At 37.7% G+C, this 18,014-nt stretch carries 15 protein-coding genes; 13 read left to right on the forward strand and 2 right to left on the reverse strand.

Annotation, left to right across the window (positions count from 1 at the left end; all coding sequences use genetic code 11):
- Positions 1 to 86 precede the first annotated feature (86 nt).
- Complete coding sequence (locus tag V6E90_RS04515; RefSeq protein ID WP_016660091.1) at positions 87 to 527, forward strand: hypothetical protein; 441 nt, start codon at positions 87 to 89, stop codon at positions 525 to 527.
- Here the strand turns inward: V6E90_RS04515 and rlmKL are convergent.
- Positions 520 to 2,724, reverse strand: coding sequence for a bifunctional 23S rRNA (guanine(2069)-N(7))-methyltransferase RlmK/23S rRNA (guanine(2445)-N(2))-methyltransferase RlmL (gene rlmKL, locus V6E90_RS04520; protein WP_023270486.1), 2,205 nt, complete (start codon positions 2,722 to 2,724; stop codon positions 520 to 522). The two genes, V6E90_RS04515 and rlmKL, sit on opposite strands and share 8 nt — an antisense overlap.
- 285 nt (positions 2,725 to 3,009) lie before the next feature.
- Here rlmKL and V6E90_RS04525 point away from each other — a divergent pair, with 285 nt between their 5' ends.
- From V6E90_RS04525 to V6E90_RS04570, 10 genes are all read left to right on the forward strand, one after another.
- Entirely contained in the window at positions 3,010 to 3,381 is a 372-nt protein-coding gene (locus V6E90_RS04525) for a hypothetical protein (protein WP_332604640.1), read from the forward strand.
- Between the two features lie 251 nt (positions 3,382 to 3,632).
- Complete coding sequence (locus tag V6E90_RS04530) at positions 3,633 to 4,649, forward strand: aspartate carbamoyltransferase catalytic subunit (protein WP_016542175.1); 1,017 nt, start codon at positions 3,633 to 3,635, stop codon at positions 4,647 to 4,649.
- 12 nt (positions 4,650 to 4,661) lie between these two features.
- On the forward strand, positions 4,662 to 5,894 hold the full coding sequence (locus V6E90_RS04535; RefSeq protein WP_016542176.1) for a dihydroorotase: 1,233 nt from the start codon (positions 4,662 to 4,664) through the stop codon (positions 5,892 to 5,894).
- A 197-nt stretch (positions 5,895 to 6,091) separates the two neighbouring features.
- Positions 6,092 to 6,664 carry a hypothetical protein gene (locus V6E90_RS04540; RefSeq protein ID WP_023270490.1) on the forward strand — a complete coding sequence of 191 codons (573 nt, stop codon included), beginning with the start codon at positions 6,092 to 6,094 and terminating at the stop codon, positions 6,662 to 6,664.
- A gap of 235 nt (positions 6,665 to 6,899) precedes the next feature.
- On the forward strand, positions 6,900 to 8,327 hold the full coding sequence (locus tag V6E90_RS04545) for an OmpA family protein (RefSeq protein ID WP_016542178.1): 1,428 nt from the start codon (positions 6,900 to 6,902) through the stop codon (positions 8,325 to 8,327).
- Between the two features lie 181 nt (positions 8,328 to 8,508).
- The gene (locus V6E90_RS04550) at positions 8,509 to 9,555 is read left to right on the forward strand and encodes a hypothetical protein (protein ID WP_016542179.1); all 1,047 of its coding nucleotides are present in this window, start codon (positions 8,509 to 8,511) and stop codon (positions 9,553 to 9,555) included.
- An 83-nt stretch (positions 9,556 to 9,638) separates the two neighbouring features.
- Positions 9,639 to 10,412, forward strand: coding sequence for a Rossmann-like and DUF2520 domain-containing protein (locus tag V6E90_RS04555; protein ID WP_332604641.1), 774 nt, complete (start codon positions 9,639 to 9,641; stop codon positions 10,410 to 10,412).
- Positions 10,413 to 10,499: 87 nt separating this feature from the next.
- Positions 10,500 to 13,631 carry a type VI secretion system Vgr family protein gene (locus V6E90_RS04560; RefSeq protein ID WP_332604642.1) on the forward strand — a complete coding sequence of 1,044 codons (3,132 nt, stop codon included), beginning with the start codon at positions 10,500 to 10,502 and terminating at the stop codon, positions 13,629 to 13,631.
- 2 nt (positions 13,632 to 13,633) lie between these two features.
- The gene (locus V6E90_RS04565; protein ID WP_332604643.1) at positions 13,634 to 14,383 is read left to right on the forward strand and encodes a hypothetical protein; all 750 of its coding nucleotides are present in this window, start codon (positions 13,634 to 13,636) and stop codon (positions 14,381 to 14,383) included.
- 15 nt (positions 14,384 to 14,398) lie between these two features.
- On the forward strand, positions 14,399 to 15,181 hold the full coding sequence (locus tag V6E90_RS04570) for a tetratricopeptide repeat protein (protein ID WP_332604644.1): 783 nt from the start codon (positions 14,399 to 14,401) through the stop codon (positions 15,179 to 15,181).
- Here the strand turns inward: V6E90_RS04570 and V6E90_RS04575 are convergent.
- Complete coding sequence (locus V6E90_RS04575; protein ID WP_332604645.1) at positions 15,178 to 15,708, reverse strand: hypothetical protein; 531 nt, start codon at positions 15,706 to 15,708, stop codon at positions 15,178 to 15,180. The two genes, V6E90_RS04570 and V6E90_RS04575, sit on opposite strands and share 4 nt — an antisense overlap.
- Positions 15,709 to 16,331: 623 nt before the next feature.
- On the opposite strand from V6E90_RS04575, the gene V6E90_RS04580 reads away from it, so the two are divergent.
- Positions 16,332 to 16,979, forward strand: coding sequence for a hypothetical protein (locus V6E90_RS04580; protein ID WP_332604646.1), 648 nt, complete (start codon positions 16,332 to 16,334; stop codon positions 16,977 to 16,979).
- A gap of 212 nt (positions 16,980 to 17,191) precedes the next feature.
- The gene (locus V6E90_RS04585) at positions 17,192 to 17,899 is read left to right on the forward strand and encodes a hypothetical protein (RefSeq protein ID WP_332604647.1); all 708 of its coding nucleotides are present in this window, start codon (positions 17,192 to 17,194) and stop codon (positions 17,897 to 17,899) included.
- Positions 17,900 to 18,014: the final 115 nt, after the last annotated feature.

Genomic DNA, 18,014 nt, shown 5'->3' on the forward strand with positions numbered 1-18,014 from the left:
GCAGGAATATTACCAATGACATTGCGACTTTGAGAAAAACTTGATAGTTTCGGAACAAATAAGAAAAAAATTCAGGATGAATTGCAATGGAAAAGAACAGACATCATTGCACAAATATGTGTGTAATTTTGTTGATGACTGCCTTATCTTCAATGGTGCATGCTGCACAACCATTGAGTGAGGGGACGCTCGCCTTACAAACTGCTATGTTAAACAACGCACTTCCCAGTATTCTTATTAAAGCGCAACAAGATGCCCTAAAGCCTGAAGAAGAGCGCTGGCGCTCACAACGACTCTTGAGTGATAAGTACTTAGGTGAGATTCGTGTCAGCACCATCTTAGGTGGTGTATTGTCATCTCATGAAGAGCAAAAGAAAGTGATGGCTGTTGACCCCAGAGATAAGAGGTCGGCCACGATCAAGCCGCACGAACAACCACCTGATCGCTATATGATTTATGAGTTCCAATCAGGTGATGTTCATGTGACTTATAACAATGATGTTAAAGCCGAATTGGTGGTTAAATAGCAGGGTGCTGAATTTTCCAAGCACGGTGAATTTTTTGATTACGTTTAAAATCTAGACCAATAGTTTCAGAGGTGATTTCTTCGACTTGATACATCGCCTCGATTTCTTCGTCTAATTCAAAGCCTCGATAGTTATTTGAGAAGTACAAGGTCCCATCACTGGTTAAACGATTCATTGCACGTTTGAGTAGGGAAACATGGTCGCGTTGTACATCAAAAGTTCCATAGAACTTTTTCGAATTCGAGAAAGTCGGTGGATCAATGAAGATCAAGTCATATTGTTCATGACCTTCTTTTAGCCATTCAAAACAATCGCTGGCAAAGAACATATGTTGTTCATCAGCATGGTCTACAGTCAAACCATTGAGGACAAAGTTCTCTTTAGACCAACTCAAATAGGTATTGGATAGATCTACACTGGTGGTACTTGCTGCACCACCAAGCGCGGCATGTAGACTTGCAGTTGAAGTATAGCTGTAAAGATTAAGGAAGTGTTTGCCGCGCGCTTCTTTGGCAATTCTTAAGCGCATCTGACGGTGATCCAAGAATAAACCAGTATCTAAATAATCAGTTAAATTCACCAAGATACGTGCTTTGCCTTCCTGAACGATAAAACGTTTAGACGCTGTACTTTGTTTGGTGTACTGGTTTGCACCCGCTTGTTTTGCACGCGTTTTAATAAAGATGGCATCACGACCTAAACCAGTCACAGCACGAATCGCTGCAAGTGCTAAGTTAAAGCGTTTTTTTGCTTTTTCTGGATCAATGGTTTTTGGTGGTGCGTATTCTTGAACATGCAAACGATCTCCATATAAATCGACTGCAACGTTAAAGTCTGGTAAGTCTGCATCATATAAACGTAGGCAGAATACATTCTCTTTCACCGCCCATTTTTTCAATGTTTGCATATTTTTTTGCAAACGATTGGTAAAGTCTTCGGCACCTTCAATTTTCTCAAATTGTTGTGGTTGCCAAGTCGCAAGGAAAGGTTGTGTCACTGTCGCAGGCTTGACTGTTCCAAAGCGGGTGTAAATTGGCAGTTTGCCATTCATCAAACGTAAGGTTTGCGGATCATTAAATGCCAGTACGTCTGCTTGCTCAATTTGCGCGGCAATAATCGCAGCACGTTGATTTGGGAAATGTTTTTGCAATAAAGCAGATAGGCCAAGATATAAAGAACGGTTCGATGCTTTATCGCCCAAGCGTTCGCCATACGGTGGGTTGGTCACGATAAAGGCCTTTTTACCTTCAGCATGAAAATCATCCCAATCTGCCAGCGTACGTTCTTCAATTTGAATTTGATCGAGTAACTTTTCAAAACCCGCAGCAATAATGTTTTGGCGCGTTGCTTTGACTGCTTCCCAGTCAGCATCGTAAGCATAAAACTTAGGTAGGGGTTGTTCTAATGCTTTTTCATGACGTTCTGCGGCTTCGGCTTTGAGGGACAACCACAGTTCACGATCATGACCATGCCAGCCATTGAAGCCAAAGCGGCGCACTAAACCGGGTGCACGATCAGTTAAAATCAATAAAGATTCGATAATGAATGTGCCTGAACCACACATTGGGTCAAGAATAATATCGGGCTGATATTGCGCCAGTTGGGCTTTTTGTAGAATCGCCGCTGCCAAGTTTTCTTTAATCGGGGCATCGGTCATAAAACGACGGTAACCGCGTTTATGCAAAGAATCACCTGATAAGTCTAAGCAATAAGTATGTTCTGTTTTACCTGCTAACACATAAAGCGTGATCTCAGGTTGTTTAATATCAATGCTTGGGCGTTTGCCAACGGCTTCCATAAAGGAATCGACCACGCCATCTTTTACGCGTAAGGTTGCAAATTGCGTATTAACCTTAATTTCACGTTCCACATGTAAGCGGACTGCAAAGGTACTTTGTGGTGCAAAAATCAGTGACCAGTCAAAGCTAATCGCGCCTTCATAGAGCTCTTCTGCTACGTCACGTGCGTCATGGGTATGTTCAAGTTCATGCGTATGAATTGGTAATAATACCCGAGAGGCTAAACGAGACCACATACAAACCCGATATGCATTTTCGAGCGTGCCTTTAAAAACCAAACGCCCTGCAAAACGTTGGATATTTTGAATGCCTAAATCTTCAAGCTCTTGTTGTAATAAGGTTTCAAGCCCGTCCGCACAGGTGACCCAATAGTCTGTTAGACGTGGTTTAGCGTTCATTCAAATTTCCAAAACATTTTTAGCAATTGGCTATTTTAACTGATTTTTGTTTGTTCTGTCGGTGCATATTTGTGTGATTGTTAGCTTTATCAGCGATTCATCGCATTTTTTTGATGAATTATTCTTGGCCTGATCTGTTTTTAATGTGATGAGATTCATTATTGATGCCAAATTTATTGAATAGTTGGTACATCTTTTGCTTCTAAATTAGCAGCACATCAGTGAACTATTTGACTTAAAGCTGATGAAATTTAAGAATTTTAATTTGATGGCTGTGGGGATGTTATGAAAGAAAGCATGAAGAATGAAGTCGTGGTCAACGCCGAAGCTTTTACGATTGCAACTCAAATGTATGTCCGTTTAAGACGTGTCTGTGGTCGTGTGATCGATGTGATGTATTTGGTCAATAATAAAGACTATGCCAAGCATATACTTGAACTTGCCTTGGCAACACAAGACCCAGAATTGGAGCGTTTTGTGCTTCGTTTAAGTCCATTGATTGATTTATATCCAGAACCTGCGGCATTGGTGACCGAAGCAAAAGTTGAGGAGAAAAAGCAAGCTGTTGAAGTTTTAGAAAGCTATTCAATGGAAGTGACCGAAGAAGAGATCTATCAAGCCCAAGTGCACCATCACTACATTGGTGCATTGAGATAGATTATAAGTCATTCAAAAATAGAGAAGGAGTAAAGGATGTAGCCAAGCTGTTTACATCCTTATTAGTATTGCTTAGGCATGAGATTCGAACGCAATATTTAAAGCATAGCTGTAATCTTCGCTATACCCATTAAAAAAAATAAGATGATGAAAAAAATCTAAAAGATTTTTACTTAAGTGCTGAAAAGTTCAACTGCGAATGAAATCCAAAGTCTGTATAATGCGTTAACTTAACGTGTTAGGAATCTCTTATGCACTTGGCGGCATTGCATACTTTGAGTCAGATCCAGCTCAATCAACAAGGAAATCTCAAGCACTTTTTAACTATTGAAGGTCTTTCCAAAGAAACCTTAACCAAGATTCTAGATACAGCGCAAAGCTTCTTAGATGAAAATAATAATTTGATCAATCGTCCGTTGCTTGAAGGACTGACGGTGATGAATCTTTTCTTCGAAAACTCCACTCGTACCCGTACTACTTTTGAGGCTGCAGCAAAGCGTTTGTCTGCCAATGTCTTGAATATTGATATTGCACGTTCAAGTACCTCTAAGGGTGAAACCTTACGTGATACGCTTTGGAATTTGGAAGCCATGGCAGCGGATATCTTTGTGGTACGTCATTCATCGTCAGGTGCAGCGCATTTTATTGCCAAAGATGTCTGTCCTAAAGTTGCGATTATTAATGCGGGTGATGGTCGTCATGCACATCCTACCCAAGCCATGCTGGATATGTTGACTATTCGCCGTGAAACCAAGAAGCCATTTGAAGACTTAACAGTGGCGATCATTGGAGATATCAAACATTCGCGTGTTGCGCGTTCGAATGTGGCAGCATTGCAAACATTGGGCTGCAAAGACATTCGCGTGATTGCACCTAATACCCTGTTGCCAGTCGGCTTTAATGAATATGGCGAACATGTGCGTCTGTTTAACAAAATGGATGAAGGGGTAACAGATTGCGATGTGATTATTGCCTTACGGATTCAAAATGAACGTATTGATTCACCAGCTTTATCTTCACAAGCCGAATTCTACAAAATGTACGGCTTAAACAAAGAGCGTTTAGCTTTGGCAAAGCCTGATTGTATCGTGATGCATCCAGGCCCAATGAACCGTGGAGTTGAAATTGACTCAAGTGTTGCCGATGGTGATCAATCTGTCATTTTGAAGCAAGTTACCAATGGGATTGCGGTTCGTATGGCAGTGTTGGCACTCGCGATGCAAGGGCAGTTACAAGAACAAGGTTTAATTGAAGCGATTGCGCTGTAAGGGATAGATCACATGAGTATTGTAAAAATTGAAAATGTCCGTGTGCTCGATCCAATTCAAAAAACTGATCAAGTAAAAACGGTGTATATCGAAAATGGTAAGTTGGTTGATGCGGTTGATCAAGTCAACGAAACCATTGATGGTCAAGGCAAATGGTTAATGCCAACCATGGTTGATCTTTGTGCACGTTTACGTGAACCTGGGCAACAACAGCATGGAACGTTAAAGTCTGAAGGTAAAGCAGCACGTGCCAATGGTATTTTGCATGTGATGACACCCCCTGATTCAAAACCAATTGTTCAAGATAATGGTGCTTTAATTCATGGTTTGATCGAAAAAGCACAATTGGATGGCGGAATTTACCTGCAAATTATTGGTGCGCAAACCCAAGGTCTCAATGGCAAACAACCTGCCAATATGGCGGGGTTGAAGAAAGGTGGATGTACGGCTGTTTCAAATGCCAATGCAAGCTTTGAAAATGATGATGTGGTGATTCGTACTCTAGAATATGCGGCAGGTTTGGGTTTGACCGTGGTGTTCTATGCCGAAGAGCCTCAAATTGCCAAAGATGGCTGTGCACACGAAGGTTTTATTGCTTCTCGTCAAGGTTTACCGATGATCCCTGCGATTGCTGAAACTGTTGCAATTGCCAAATACTTGATCATGATTGAAGCAACAGGCGTGAAAGCACACTTTGGTTTACTGTCTAGTGGTGCTTCTGTTGATTTGATTCGCGCTGCAAAAGCCAAAGGTTTACCTGTAACTGCCGATGTTGCCATGCATCAGTTACATCTAACTGAGCAACTGACGGATGGCTTTAACTCACTTGCACATGTACGCCCACCGCTACGTTCTGAGCAAGATAAAGCCTTATTGCGTCAAGGGGTGAAAGAAGGGGTGATTGATGCAATTTGTACGCATCATGAACCACTTAGTAGCTCGGCAAAAATGGCTCCATTTGCTGAAACACAGCCAGGGATTACTGCTTTTGATACCTATGTGGGTTTAGGTGTGCAATTGATTCAAGAAGGTGTGTTTGAACCTTTGGAATGGGTGGCGAAAGTGACCTCTATACCAGCACAAGTCGCCAATATGACTGATCGTTGGTTGCAAGAAGCTGGTTGGGTTTTAATTGATCCAGAATTACAGTGGACTGTGTCTAAAGACAGTATCTTATCCCAAGGTAAAAATACGCCATTACTGGGTCAACAACTGACTGGTAAGGTGGTAAGCACCTTCGCATAAATGAGATGAAAACAGTAGAATAAGGCGATCAAGTCTTATTCTGCTTTGTAAACTGTGATGTAGATATTGTATTTAAATTTTACAAAGCCGATAAAAATTAAAAAACTAGATTAAAGTAACAATATAAATGAGATGTGCTTTACATAAAATTATAAAAAATGAGAATTAAACAGTTTAAATAATTGGAGCTAAATCATATGGCTATTAATCCAATGGAGCTACTTAAGCAAAAGGTATCCTCTATTATTGTCAATGATCAAACTTGTTTGGTAAATGAAAAAAATGATGTTTTATCAAGATTTTACCCTATTTTTTTACATCGTTTTTTAGAAAAACCTGAATTGGTTGATCAATTAAAAGAAAAACTTACGCCCTCTATTTTTGATTTATTAGAGCAAAATGATCGTGTAAAAAATGAATTGTTGTTGAGATTAGCAGCAGGCAAAGTTGCTGTGGCTGAAGTTGAAATTACATTAAATCGGGCCATTCCTAAAAGCTTAGCTGTGCTTTCAAATGAGGTCGGAAATGATGCGATCAGCATTATTCATTATCTCCGTGAACATAAACAGTCTATTCATGCCTTATTGCCAAACTGGTCAGATGAGGTATTGCTACATTTAAATGAGGTTCCTGAACCTGAGCCCGTATTGGAAGAAGTCATAGCACCTGCAGAAGAGCCAATAGAAAAGAAATCCTATAAATTGTTTCCTTTTTTAACTTTGATTTTTGCCAGCTTTTCTTTGCTCTTTCTTTATCATTTAAGTAAGTAAAATCTGTCGTTTAGATGGTATTACGCTGGATCACGCTGTAATTGATTTCGTGCTAGCTAGCGTCATGGCAAACAGATGTTTTGTAAACTGTGATGTAAGTATTGTATTTAAATGATATAAAAACGAATAAAAAATACACAAATGTTTAGAATGAAAATGCATCAGTTTGCTTGTACTTCGCATTTTTCTTAAGCGATCTGAATATTATAAATTTAATGTGTTGGAGAGAATAACAATGTCAATAAACCCAATAGAACTGTTAAAGCAGAAAGTGACTTCTGTGCTTGTGAATGGTCAAGACGGATTGGCGAACGAAAAAAGTGCGCTGTTATCTAAGTTTTACCCGATTTTTCTTTCGATTTTAGCCGCAAAACCTGAACTGATTCAGAAACTAAAAGAGTCGATTTCACCTTCATTATTCGATTTATTTGGTCATAATGATCAAGTTAAAAATACTTTATTATCCAATCTTGCTAGCGGTCAGCTTTCCACAGCTGAAGCAGAACAAACTTTAAATCAGTCGATTCCGATCAGCCTTGCTGCTTTAACCAGTGAAGCCGGCAACGATACCCAAAGTATTGTCAATTATTTAAAACAGCATGCCGATTCAATTCGTGCTCTGCTACCCGCATGGGCGGTCGGTTTACTTGCGCCTTTAGGGCTGGTTTCAAGTGCTTCAGCCTCTGTATCAAATTTGGCAAATAATACAGCAGCAGGTGCAGCAACTAAATCACGTGCATGGTTACCGATTGTGGCGCTGATTATTTTGGCTCTTCTGGTCGCATGGCTGTGGAAGTCATGTCAACATAAACAAATGGAAGTGCCTGTAAATAATGCGGATTCTCCAGCATCACAGGTTGGTACAGTCATTGCACCAGCGAGTTTAGCATTAACCACCGATGCCAATGGTCATGTTGCACAGTGTCAGGTTATGGTGGGTGATCAAGGATTTTTGGCCAGCATTCAGGCCAAGGTCAAAGAAATTTTTTCTTCTACTCAGGATTGTATGGTAGATACTGCCGGTACGGCTGCAACACATGCAGGCAAGTTTACTGATCAAGCAGGACTTGCAGGTGTGTTGGGATTACTTAAAGGGGTTCCAAATGTTTCCTTGGAATGGGTCGGTGATAAGATCACCTTAAAAGGTACAGATGCAGCTAAACTCAATGAGTTGCTTGGCAAGATCAAAGGATTAGTACCAAATACTGAGGTGGTTGTCGAAGCACCTGTGAGTGCTGCTGATTCTGTCAGTAATAGTCTAAATGCAGCACAAGATGCATTGGCGAGTATTGATGCCAATCAGGTTGATATTAATGCTGTGATTAAAGCGCTTAATCTACAGATTATTAATTTCTCTACGGGATCCAACCAGATTCCAGATGAAAACAAAGCAATCTTGGATAAAGCCGCTGGCTTAATGAAAAATACCAAAGACGCAAAACTAACCGTTGCGGGTTATACCGATTCGACAGGTAATGCCAATAGCAATAAAACGCTGTCACAAAAACGTGCACAGGCTGTGGTCGATTATTTAGTTGGTCAAGGTGTAGATGCTGCTCAACTCACAGCGGTGGGACATGGTGCTGATAACCCTGTTGCAGATAATACAACTGAGGAAGGGCGCTTTAAAAATCGTCGAATTGAGTTTTCAATTAGTCCTTAATTGATGCTTTGTTGAAGTTTTAAAGGAGTTATTGAGAAAATAACTCCTTTTATTTTAATTATTTATTTGAGTAAATATCATTTTAAATAACGTTGTTTAAATAAAATCAAATAAAAGACTCGAAAGTATAGATTTAAATTGAGTAGAATACGCTCGAAAAACAAGATAATAGAGTATTAATATGAATAAGTTTTTGATATTCACAACATTAACCGCAGCTGTGTTATTAACAGGATGTGATAAGTTCAAACCGAAAGATAAAGTTGAAAATACCGATGCGGCAGTCGCAGAGTGGAGCTGTACCAATCAAGATAACTTGAATAATATTCAAGCGGCACTCAAAAAAGACTATTTAAAGCAAATCGAGCGTAGCCTAAGAGAAAGTCAGTATCAGGCAGACTATGATGTTTTGGATAAAATCAATAAAGGTCTGAAATTCGAAATTAAAAATGTGCGTACTTTGGATACAGCAGAAGGTGAACAAACATCAAAAACACAATTAAGCTGTGAAAGTCAGTTAATTGTTCAATTTCCAAAAGGCTTACAAAAGCGTGCGGAAAATGCCTATGCTGAGCAGCAGAAAAATTGTGAAGAGTGTGAAGGCGATTATAGTGCCAGTACTTTAGGTGATTATTTTGCAGATAATGAATATTCATTGACTTTAGAAGATGACAAGCTCAAAGGTAGTTTCTTCTATGACATTACCAAGACTGATAAAGATGGTTTAGTATTCAATATCCCTGATCAAAATGCAGTGATTGATGGTGTGGTCTTTATGGCGACCAAAGCCGTACAGTATGTGGCTTATTTAAAAGAAAACCGCCTGATTGAACAAAGCAATGAACAAGCTCAGCAGCAATATGATGCAGAAGAATCGGCTCAAATGGGTTTGGCTCAAAAAGCAATGGATATTCGCAAGAAAGAGTTGGATGCTGAAAAAGCACAACAAGTTGAGCGTTTAAACCAAACGTGGGACAAGTTTAGCCCAGAGCAGAAAGCACAGTTGCAGCAAGACCAGTCTGATTGGTTTGAAAAACGCGATGTTGATTGTAAAGTACTTGCTCAGAAGCATGTGTCTGACATTCCTGAAAAAGATTTGGAAACCTATCAAAAGCAATCACGCTATTGGAATGATGCGATGCGTCAACAAGACCAAGATATGCAGTACACCAAGTGTTTCACCCAACGTACTATTGAGCGCATTGTTTATCTCAATAATGTCAATTAAGTAAGCAACAACTAGAAGGACGAATTGATTCGTCCTTTTTTTATTGGCATGCTTAGCACAGCGATGGTTTTAAGATAAATATTATGCGAATTACATTGATTGGCGCAGGTCGTGTTGCAACCCATTTGGCCAAAGTATTGCAATTGCGGCATCAGATTGTGCAAATCTGTAGTCGGAATCTACAACATGCTCAGACCCTTGCAGACCAAGTCAGTGCCCAAGCAATTGATGATGAGCAGCAGCTAGATGAGCAAACCGATTTAGTGATTATTGCAGTCAGTGATCAGGCGATTCGTAGCGTGATTGATTCGATTGCGCCATATCTCCCTGAAAATCTGATTGTACATACTTCGGGGAGCACTGCTTTATCAGTACTGGAACAAAGACATCCACGCGCGGGTGTGTTCTATCCTTTGCAAACCTTTAGTATGGAAAGGAATGTGAATTGGGCAGACACCCCTTTGTTTGTTGAGGCAGTACAGCAACAGGACTTAACCTTATTAACCGAATTAGCCAACAGTTTAAGCCAACGTGTCTATCAATATAGTTCTACACAACGTTTGACCTTGCATTTAGCAGCGGTATTTGCTTGTAATTTTAGTAATTATTGTTATGACATGGCGAAGCAGATCGTTGATGCAGAGCAGGTTGATTTTAGTTTGCTCTATCCACTTATTTTAGAGACCGCAAATAAAGCCACAGCCAATAATCCCAAGGATATGCAGACAGGCCCTGCGATGCGTGGTGACCAAAATATATTAAGTATGCATAGCCAGTTATTAGCAGATTCTAATCGTCCAGACTTGCAGAATATCTATGGTCTTATCAGTGAATCTATTTTAAAACGCCATCATTAAATTAATTTAACAATAAGTATACAAAATAGACAAATCAGTCTGTTTTGTATACCATGACTAAAATTTGATTTAATTCTATATAAAAAGATGTTGGCTAATATATTTCAAGCTTTAGAGAGTCTCGGCCTTACTGCACAAAAACGTGCAATCCATATTCAATTTTCTCATCAAAGTTTAAAGACTCAAGTCTTCCTACAGCGTATTGATGGTCAGCATCAACTGAATAATGGATTTAAGGCAGAACTGATTTGCCTGTCGACCAATGCGACCATTCCACTCAAACAATTTATTGGTAGCCATGCGGCAATTGATACGGTGACCGATAATGGACAATTGACCCGTGTCACAGGGATCATTACTCAAGCCTTACAAGGGCAATCGGATGGTAGCTTAACCGTCTATAAGCTGACTTTAGAAGATCCCACCGCATTGTGGAAACAACGTCGTAACAGCCGTGTGTTTATGAACAAGAGCGTGCCTGATGTCGTGCAACTTATCTTTAAAGAGTGGCAACAAAAGAGTTCCTTATTTGCATCAAGCTTAACGCTTGATTTAAGCGGACTGAGCCAAGATTACGATATTCGTCCTTTTATTATGCAATATAATCAATCAGATGAAGCATTTTTAACATCTTTGATGCGTAGCGAAGGGATTAGCTGGTTAATTGATGAAGCCGAGCGAATCGTTCCGCAAAGCAGTGCCGCGATTCAGCCGCAAAAACTACGCTTGATTGATGACAATAGCCAATACCAAGCGCTAGACAGAAGAACGATTCGTTACCACCGCAGCAGTGCGACAGAGCAATATGACAGCATGACCAGTTTGGTCGGGCAACGCAGCTTACAACCGAGCAGCGTGCATGTACAGCGTTGGCAAGCTGATGTACTGGAACAAGAAGATGGCGCAGGCAGTGTGCAGAGCACACATAAACACAGTGCTCAATACGACAATGCCAGTTTAGGTCTGGAGCAGGCATGGCATTTCTCACCGGCATGGATGCAAGACCTGAATGGTGAAGATGGTGCAACCGCATCGGGCAATGCGCAGATCGAAAAACTGAATCAAAATCTCGGTCAATATTACGACTTACAATCCAAGCAATTTACAGCCCATACCACCGTCCGCGACACGCATGTGGGTTACTGGTTTGAATTGGCTGAACATCCTGAAATTGATCAACATGCTGGCAGCGATAAAGAATTCCTGATTACAGGCAAAAACTTTTATAACCAAAACAACTTGCCTAAAGATCTACATCAGCAGATCAATCAATTATTAGCACAAAGCAATTGGCAGCCAACTCAATCTAATAACACAGAAGAACGCCAAGCCAATCAACTGACACTACAACGCCGCAGCATTAAAACCGTACCTGAATTTAATCCCTTACAACACCGCCCAATAGCCTCACCGCAACGAGCCAAAGTGGTTGGGCCAAGCGGCGAAGAAATTCATGTGGATGAATGGGGGCGGATTAAAGTCCGTTTCCTATTCACCCGTAACGATGACCACAGCCATGATGGTGGTGCGGGTGCCAATGATAACGACACCGATTCAGCTTGGGTTGATGTACTGACGCCTTGGGCAGGTGAAGGCTATGGTGCACGTTTCTTACCGCGTATTGGAGAAATCGTAGTCATAGACTTCTTTGATGGCAATATTGACCGTCCATTTGTGGTGGGAAGAATTCATGAAGGCCAGCGTAGCCCGACCAAGTTTGATCAAGTAGGTAAGCTGCCAGACACCAAGAAACTGGCAGGAATTAAGTCCAAAGAGGTTCAAGGTGAAGGTTTTAACCAACTGCGCTTTGATGACACCACAGGACAGATCAGTGCTCAGTTGCAAAGTAGCCATGCCGCCAGCCAACTGAATCTGGGTAAACTCAGTCATCCCAAAGACAAGGCTGAAAGTGAAGACCGAGGTGAAGGTTTTGAGCTACGTACCGACCAATGGGGTGCAGTGCGGGCAGGCGATGGTTTATTACTTTCCACCTATAAACAAGATCAAGCCCAAGGTGAACATCTGGACGCACAAGTTGCTAAACAGCAGCTTGAGGGCAATCAAAACAATGCCAAAGCCTTAAGTGAAGTTGCCAAGAACCAACAGACCGATGAAATAGAATCGCTGGATCAACTCAAAGAATTTGCGGAAGAAATTGAATCTGATATTGCCAAATTTAATAAGGCGATGTTGTTGCTTAGCTCACCTGCGGGCATTGGTTTAAGTAGCAATGAAGATATTCATCTCTCTGCGGATGGACAGATCAATCAGTTTGCGGGTGATAGTATTAATCTAAGCACCCAAAAAAATCTGGTGGCACATGTGAGTGGTAAAGCCAGTCTGTTTGCCGCACAAAATGGCATTAAACAAGTCGCAGCCAAAGGCAAGTTTGAAGTTCAGGCCCAAGGGGATGGCATGGATTTACTTGCCAAGCAAGGCATACAAATTACTTCGACTGAAGACCGTATTGAAATCACCAGCCCCAAAGAGATTGTGATTACTGCGGGTGGTTCTCAGATTAAGCTGAATGGCTCAGGGATTTTCCCTGTGACTAGTGGCAAGTTTGAGGTGAAGGCTGGGCAGCATTTGTTTGTGGGTGGGGCGAAGTCAAATTATATTTTACCTGAATTACCAAACATTCAATATGCTTATAGTAATAAATTGGATGTTTTTAATCTCTTTAAGCAGTCGGAATTAAAAAATATTGAATATTCAATATTGCATTATAATGGGAAAGTTAAAAAGGGGACGCTTGATCAATATGGTAGAACTGATCGAATAAGATCGCATGAAAAAGAAAAAGTTAAAATCTTAATTGGAGGAGATGAGTGGCATTACTATATTGAAAATTTTGGAGGAACCAAAGATGAGAATACTTTTATTCAATTTTTAGACTTTTTAGGTGTAGCTATTCCTAATTTAATATTTCAGTTGAGTGATGAAAATAATAAGATTATTTTAACAGGCACAACTGATAAAAATGGTGAGGCTGTCTTTAAGTGTCCTAATGTTAATTTTCCTTTACTTTCAGTAAAAAGTATTATTGATAATGAGTTTAAGCCTATTATTAGAATTGAGAATAATTATGTAAGAGAAATTACACTGATTAGCCCTAAAATTTTAAAAGATATAGATTTGTTTCAAGATTCTGAGGAAAAGGGAGCTTATAGACGAAGTAATTATTCAGGAGAAACATCATTCAATGACGGAGAGAATTAAAAATGGTGGATGAGTCTAAAAAAGATCAGCAGATGAAGAACCAGAATGGTAGATCTGTACTTGTAATTTCGGCTGAAGATGTAAAAGATGCAGCTAGTGCAATTCAAACAGCTTCTGATTGGTTGGGTTATTTGACAACAGGTACGAAAGTAGTAGAAAAGAATAACTTTGCATGGGGCGTCTTACACTCTAAAAATTCCCCAGGATTTAGTCTAGAAAACTTAAAAAAAATTAAAATGTATTCTCATAATCCAGAAACAAATAGAGTATTTCAGGGAAATAAGCACACTAAAGTTACAAATATTGGAAAAGTGGCTGGTAAAGTTGATAAAGTTGGTGGAATGTTAGGAAATGTTGGGGATGCTGCAGAGATTGTTGTGGCAATAAAGCAAAAAGATGCGAAAGCTCTCGCATCAAAATCTTCGACAATGATTTTATCAAAAAGTGGCGAAACTGCGGGTTTGGCTGCTGCAGGGAAATGTACAAAGTTTGCAGTGAAAAAATTAGATCCGAAGAGAGTCGCTATAGCAGGTACAGCTTGTTATATAGCATTTAACTATGGTGGAAAGTATGTAGGTGACAAAGTAGGTACAGCCGTTGGAGAAACTGGTCCTGCTGTAGAAGTAGCTAAAGGTATTATTAAAGCGATTGATATAATGGATGAGCAAGATAAAGCTGCTGAGGAAAAAAGGAAGGCAATAGAAACTAAAAAAGATCCTATGCTAGAATGGCATGTAATTGGTGCAGATTAATTACAAGGTTTTTATATGAAATTAAAGTTTTTAACAGTTTTTGTTTTATTAGGTTTTAATCCTTTAGTTCTTTTAGCATGTTCTAAACCTACAGTTGAATCTGTAACAGTTTCACAAAATGCAGAAAAAATTTACCAAAATGGTGAAAAATATTATTTAGGTAAAGGAGTGTCGCAAGATTATCAAAAAGCTTTTCAATTGATTGAGCAAGCCGCTAATATGGGCTTAGCTGAAGCTCAAAATGATTTAGCTAGTATGTATTTTGAAGGGTTAGGTACAAAACAAGACTACGAAAAAGCTTTTTTTTGGTTTGATAAATCGGCGAAACAAAACTTTCCTGAAGCTGAATACAACTTAGGGTTAATGTATGCTCATGGAAATTTTGTGCCAGTAAGTAAATCAAAAGCATTAGAGCTATATTCTAAAGCAGCAGAAAAAAACTTTCCTCAAGCACAATTTAATTTAGCTAATGCTTATTTAAATGGTGATGGATTACCTAAGGATGAGGCTAAAGCATTAGAGCTATACGCTAAAGCAGCAGAACAAAACTTTCCTCAAGCACAATTCAATTTAGCTAATGCTTATTTTAATGGTGATGGATTACCTAAAGATGAGAAAAAAGCATTGGAATTATATACTAAAGCAGCAGAACAAAATTTCCCTCAAGCGCAATTTAATTTAGCTTATATATATCAACATAACTTTAATGATATAGAAAAAGCTAAGTATTGGTTCAAAAAAGCTTATGATAATGGTATTGAAGAAGCTGGAGCAGCATTAATGCAATTGGATGATTAATTTTTTTTTATAAATAAGTATAAAAATGTGCACAAAATAAGTGCAGAAATGGTTGCAATGATTCCCTGTAGTTCTAGAACTATTAATGATAACCAAGATGTTTTTAAACTAATTTGGTTTTCATTAATATGTATTTTCCCTATATTGTTTTCTTTGGATATATAAACTTTTATATCCCCGTTTTTTTTGTGGTTATTCCATAGTTGTGTGTTTTTAATTTTTAAATTTTCACACGACTCAAAAAAACTTGTTCTATAATAGTTGAAAATTTTATCCTCATTAATATAGTAGTTTTTTTTATCTATAGTGTATTTATATTTTATAGAGCGGTATGCTGCTCTATTAATACCTCTATAAAATGGTTTGTGTGAACAGTAAACTTCTGATTCTATAATTTCAAATTTGTCTAGCTTCACCCAGTTTTTATGTGTGAAACTAAATAATGATTTTTTAATACAGAGAAATAGTAAGCTAGCTGAGAGGAGTAAAAATAAAGTAATTATTGTATATAATACTGTTTTTTTCATTTAAAAAAAGGAGGCAATGTAAATGCATAATTTTATCAATTTTTTTTTCAACTTATTGTTTTATTGTGTTAGTTAGGTCTCGAAAGGAACATCCTGGATTTATTACTTATGAATTTCTTAAGAATTTTAGAGGGATTAATCAATGTCTGATGCGGAATTATTTATTGTGGCAAACTATGAACACAATTCGGATGGTTCATATACGACCTGAAGCTACTTGACAGACTGTTGAATATTGGTGACACAGCGTACTCTATACAAACGATAAGTCATTTTATTCTCTTCATTTGATTCTGGGGGGGCTCTTACAATATTGAGTCTATCATACGTATTTGTTGAAGAGGAACTGCACAATACCTTTTTAGTTTCAGACCTAGCTCTTGTTGGATTCTCAACAGACGGATGCTTATAATTGTAATTATAATTTTTTGATTGACTAATATTATTTTTGAAGAAGGGAGTATAGGTTGTTAGTAATGTTGAGTGGGGAGTCAAATAAAATTATAGAGAAGGTTTTGGAAACTACATTTTTAATCACAATTTTTGATCAGTTAGGATGGTTTTAATGATTGTGCAGAAACTTAAATCTATTGTTTTTAGCTGCATATGGAATTGGAAATAAAATGAAAAAATATGAACTGATTCATAAATCTTTTCTTGCTTTATTAATATTTGTTATTTCCCTGAGTTTTATTTATATTTTTTCAAATTTTATTTTTTGTTTATTCATATTTTTATTTTTTGGTGTGCTTTTTACTTTACAAGGAAGAGCTGCGTTAGGTGTGAGTGGTCAAAAATACTTTATGTATATCACATTAAATGCTTTTCTTTTATTTGCTTTTTCTGCCTTTACCCTGGTTTTGTCTTTGAAGGGTCATGCCATATTTGTTCTTTTTCCAATTTTTATATATATTATTTTGGATTATATTGTTTTCAGAATTAAGTTAGAGGGGATTTTAATAGAATTCTCGAAAGATAGTTTGGTGATTGTTGATAATAATTATGATGATTTTTCAAGTGAATTTGAACTTAAATATGGTAAGGTTTGGGGTGTGGGGCTTGAAATATTTACTATGGTTTATGTTTTATATATGTTCGTAGTTGGACCATACTTCTTTATTTTTAAATTTAAAAGTTATTTTGATGTGGATAATATTGCAATGGAGTGGAAGGTTGGTTTTGTTGTGTATGCCTTGGTTCTTTTGTTTTTAATACTATGGGAGTATACCTTTAAAAGGCTAATTTTTTTTAAAAGATTACTTTCTAATTAACCTTTTTGAACTTAGCGTGATAAGGGTTTTAGAAGAGCTTTAAGTAATAGGATGTTGGGTTTTAATTTTTTTAGTAAAAAATAATATCTTATTTCTTTCAATAGCTTGCATAGTTCTGCTAGGGAATATTTGTGTGATATGATTAACCAGGGAAATTAGTTGATTAAATTAAGTTGGGAATTATTATTTAGGTTTGTAGTTAAGGGTTTTAAATGTCTTTGAAATTGTCTGGTTTTGATTGTAAATATTTTGTTAAAAATCATTTTATTATGAATTTGGTGTTAGGGTTTTTAACTTTTTTAATATTTTTTTCATCAATTTCTGCGAATTCGGATTTAATTAATTTTCTACTAACATTAGCTTTTGTTTTTTATTTTTCATTTTGTGTTTATATAAGAGTCAAAAGTAAGTCTAGCATCTTGGATTATGCTCGTCATCGTTATTTAAGTTGCTATCTGAGTTCCTTTTGCTTTTTTCTTCTCTCCTTGTTGGTTGCTTTAGATTTGGGTGATTTTTATTTTTTTGGTTATATTTTTATTTATTTTGTTTTGTTTGTTTTTATTTGGTTTTATAATAGGATCGAGTTGCGCTCTAATACGTATTGGAGTCTTTTAGATGAGGCTTTTTTTTCAAAAGATGACATCGAATTATATGATTTCTTTTTTTTAATTAGTAAACATAAGTATAAAACTAGCAATTTGTCTGTTATTGCTGCAATTGTTATTTCGCAGATTGCATTTGTCTTTACGATGAATGGTTTTTTAAAAATTTCTCCTGCTTATGAGTCTTCTATTTTGCCAGGTGTTTTTTTATTCATTTCTTGCTTTATAATAATCAATATGAGGTTACATGTGATTTTTCCATATTATTTCTTAAAACAATATGAAGATGATGAAAGTATGAGAAACCTACACAACTAAGTTCCTCAAAAGCTATGTTGAAATTAAGACTGTTTTATCGAAATGGCAATGAGGGGGAGCCCTTCTGTAGTTTACAATGTTAGGTTGAAATATTATATGGATTTAAATCCAAAAT

The sequence above is a fragment of the Acinetobacter sp. ESBL14 genome, assembly GCF_036668815.1.
GTDB classification, from domain to species: Bacteria; Pseudomonadota; Gammaproteobacteria; order Pseudomonadales; family Moraxellaceae; genus Acinetobacter; species Acinetobacter gyllenbergii.

Excerpts from the sequence above, each read along its gene's own strand:
- V6E90_RS04515 (WP_016660091.1), top strand. The coding sequence starts at position 87 with ATGGAAAAGAACAGACATCATTGCACAAATATGTGTGTAATTTTGTTG.
- V6E90_RS04580 (WP_332604646.1), top strand. The coding sequence starts at position 16,332 with ATGAAAAAATATGAACTGATTCATAAATCTTTTCTTGCTTTATTAATA.
- rlmKL (WP_023270486.1), bottom strand. The coding sequence starts at position 2,724 with ATGAACGCTAAACCACGTCTAACAGACTATTGGGTCACCTGTGCGGAC.
- V6E90_RS04530 (WP_016542175.1), top strand. The coding sequence starts at position 3,633 with ATGCACTTGGCGGCATTGCATACTTTGAGTCAGATCCAGCTCAATCAA.
- V6E90_RS04540 (WP_023270490.1), top strand. The coding sequence starts at position 6,092 with ATGGCTATTAATCCAATGGAGCTACTTAAGCAAAAGGTATCCTCTATT.
- V6E90_RS04555 (WP_332604641.1), top strand. The coding sequence starts at position 9,639 with ATGCGAATTACATTGATTGGCGCAGGTCGTGTTGCAACCCATTTGGCC.
- V6E90_RS04575 (WP_332604645.1), bottom strand. The coding sequence starts at position 15,708 with ATGAAAAAAACAGTATTATATACAATAATTACTTTATTTTTACTCCTC.
- V6E90_RS04545 (WP_016542178.1), top strand. The coding sequence starts at position 6,900 with ATGTCAATAAACCCAATAGAACTGTTAAAGCAGAAAGTGACTTCTGTG.
- V6E90_RS04570 (WP_332604644.1), top strand. The coding sequence starts at position 14,399 with ATGAAATTAAAGTTTTTAACAGTTTTTGTTTTATTAGGTTTTAATCCT.
- V6E90_RS04525 (WP_332604640.1), top strand. The coding sequence starts at position 3,010 with ATGAAAGAAAGCATGAAGAATGAAGTCGTGGTCAACGCCGAAGCTTTT.
- V6E90_RS04560 (WP_332604642.1), top strand. The coding sequence starts at position 10,500 with ATGTTGGCTAATATATTTCAAGCTTTAGAGAGTCTCGGCCTTACTGCA.
- V6E90_RS04585 (WP_332604647.1), top strand. The coding sequence starts at position 17,192 with ATGTCTTTGAAATTGTCTGGTTTTGATTGTAAATATTTTGTTAAAAAT.
- V6E90_RS04535 (WP_016542176.1), top strand. The coding sequence starts at position 4,662 with ATGAGTATTGTAAAAATTGAAAATGTCCGTGTGCTCGATCCAATTCAA.
- V6E90_RS04565 (WP_332604643.1), top strand. The coding sequence starts at position 13,634 with ATGGTGGATGAGTCTAAAAAAGATCAGCAGATGAAGAACCAGAATGGT.
- V6E90_RS04550 (WP_016542179.1), top strand. The coding sequence starts at position 8,509 with ATGAATAAGTTTTTGATATTCACAACATTAACCGCAGCTGTGTTATTA.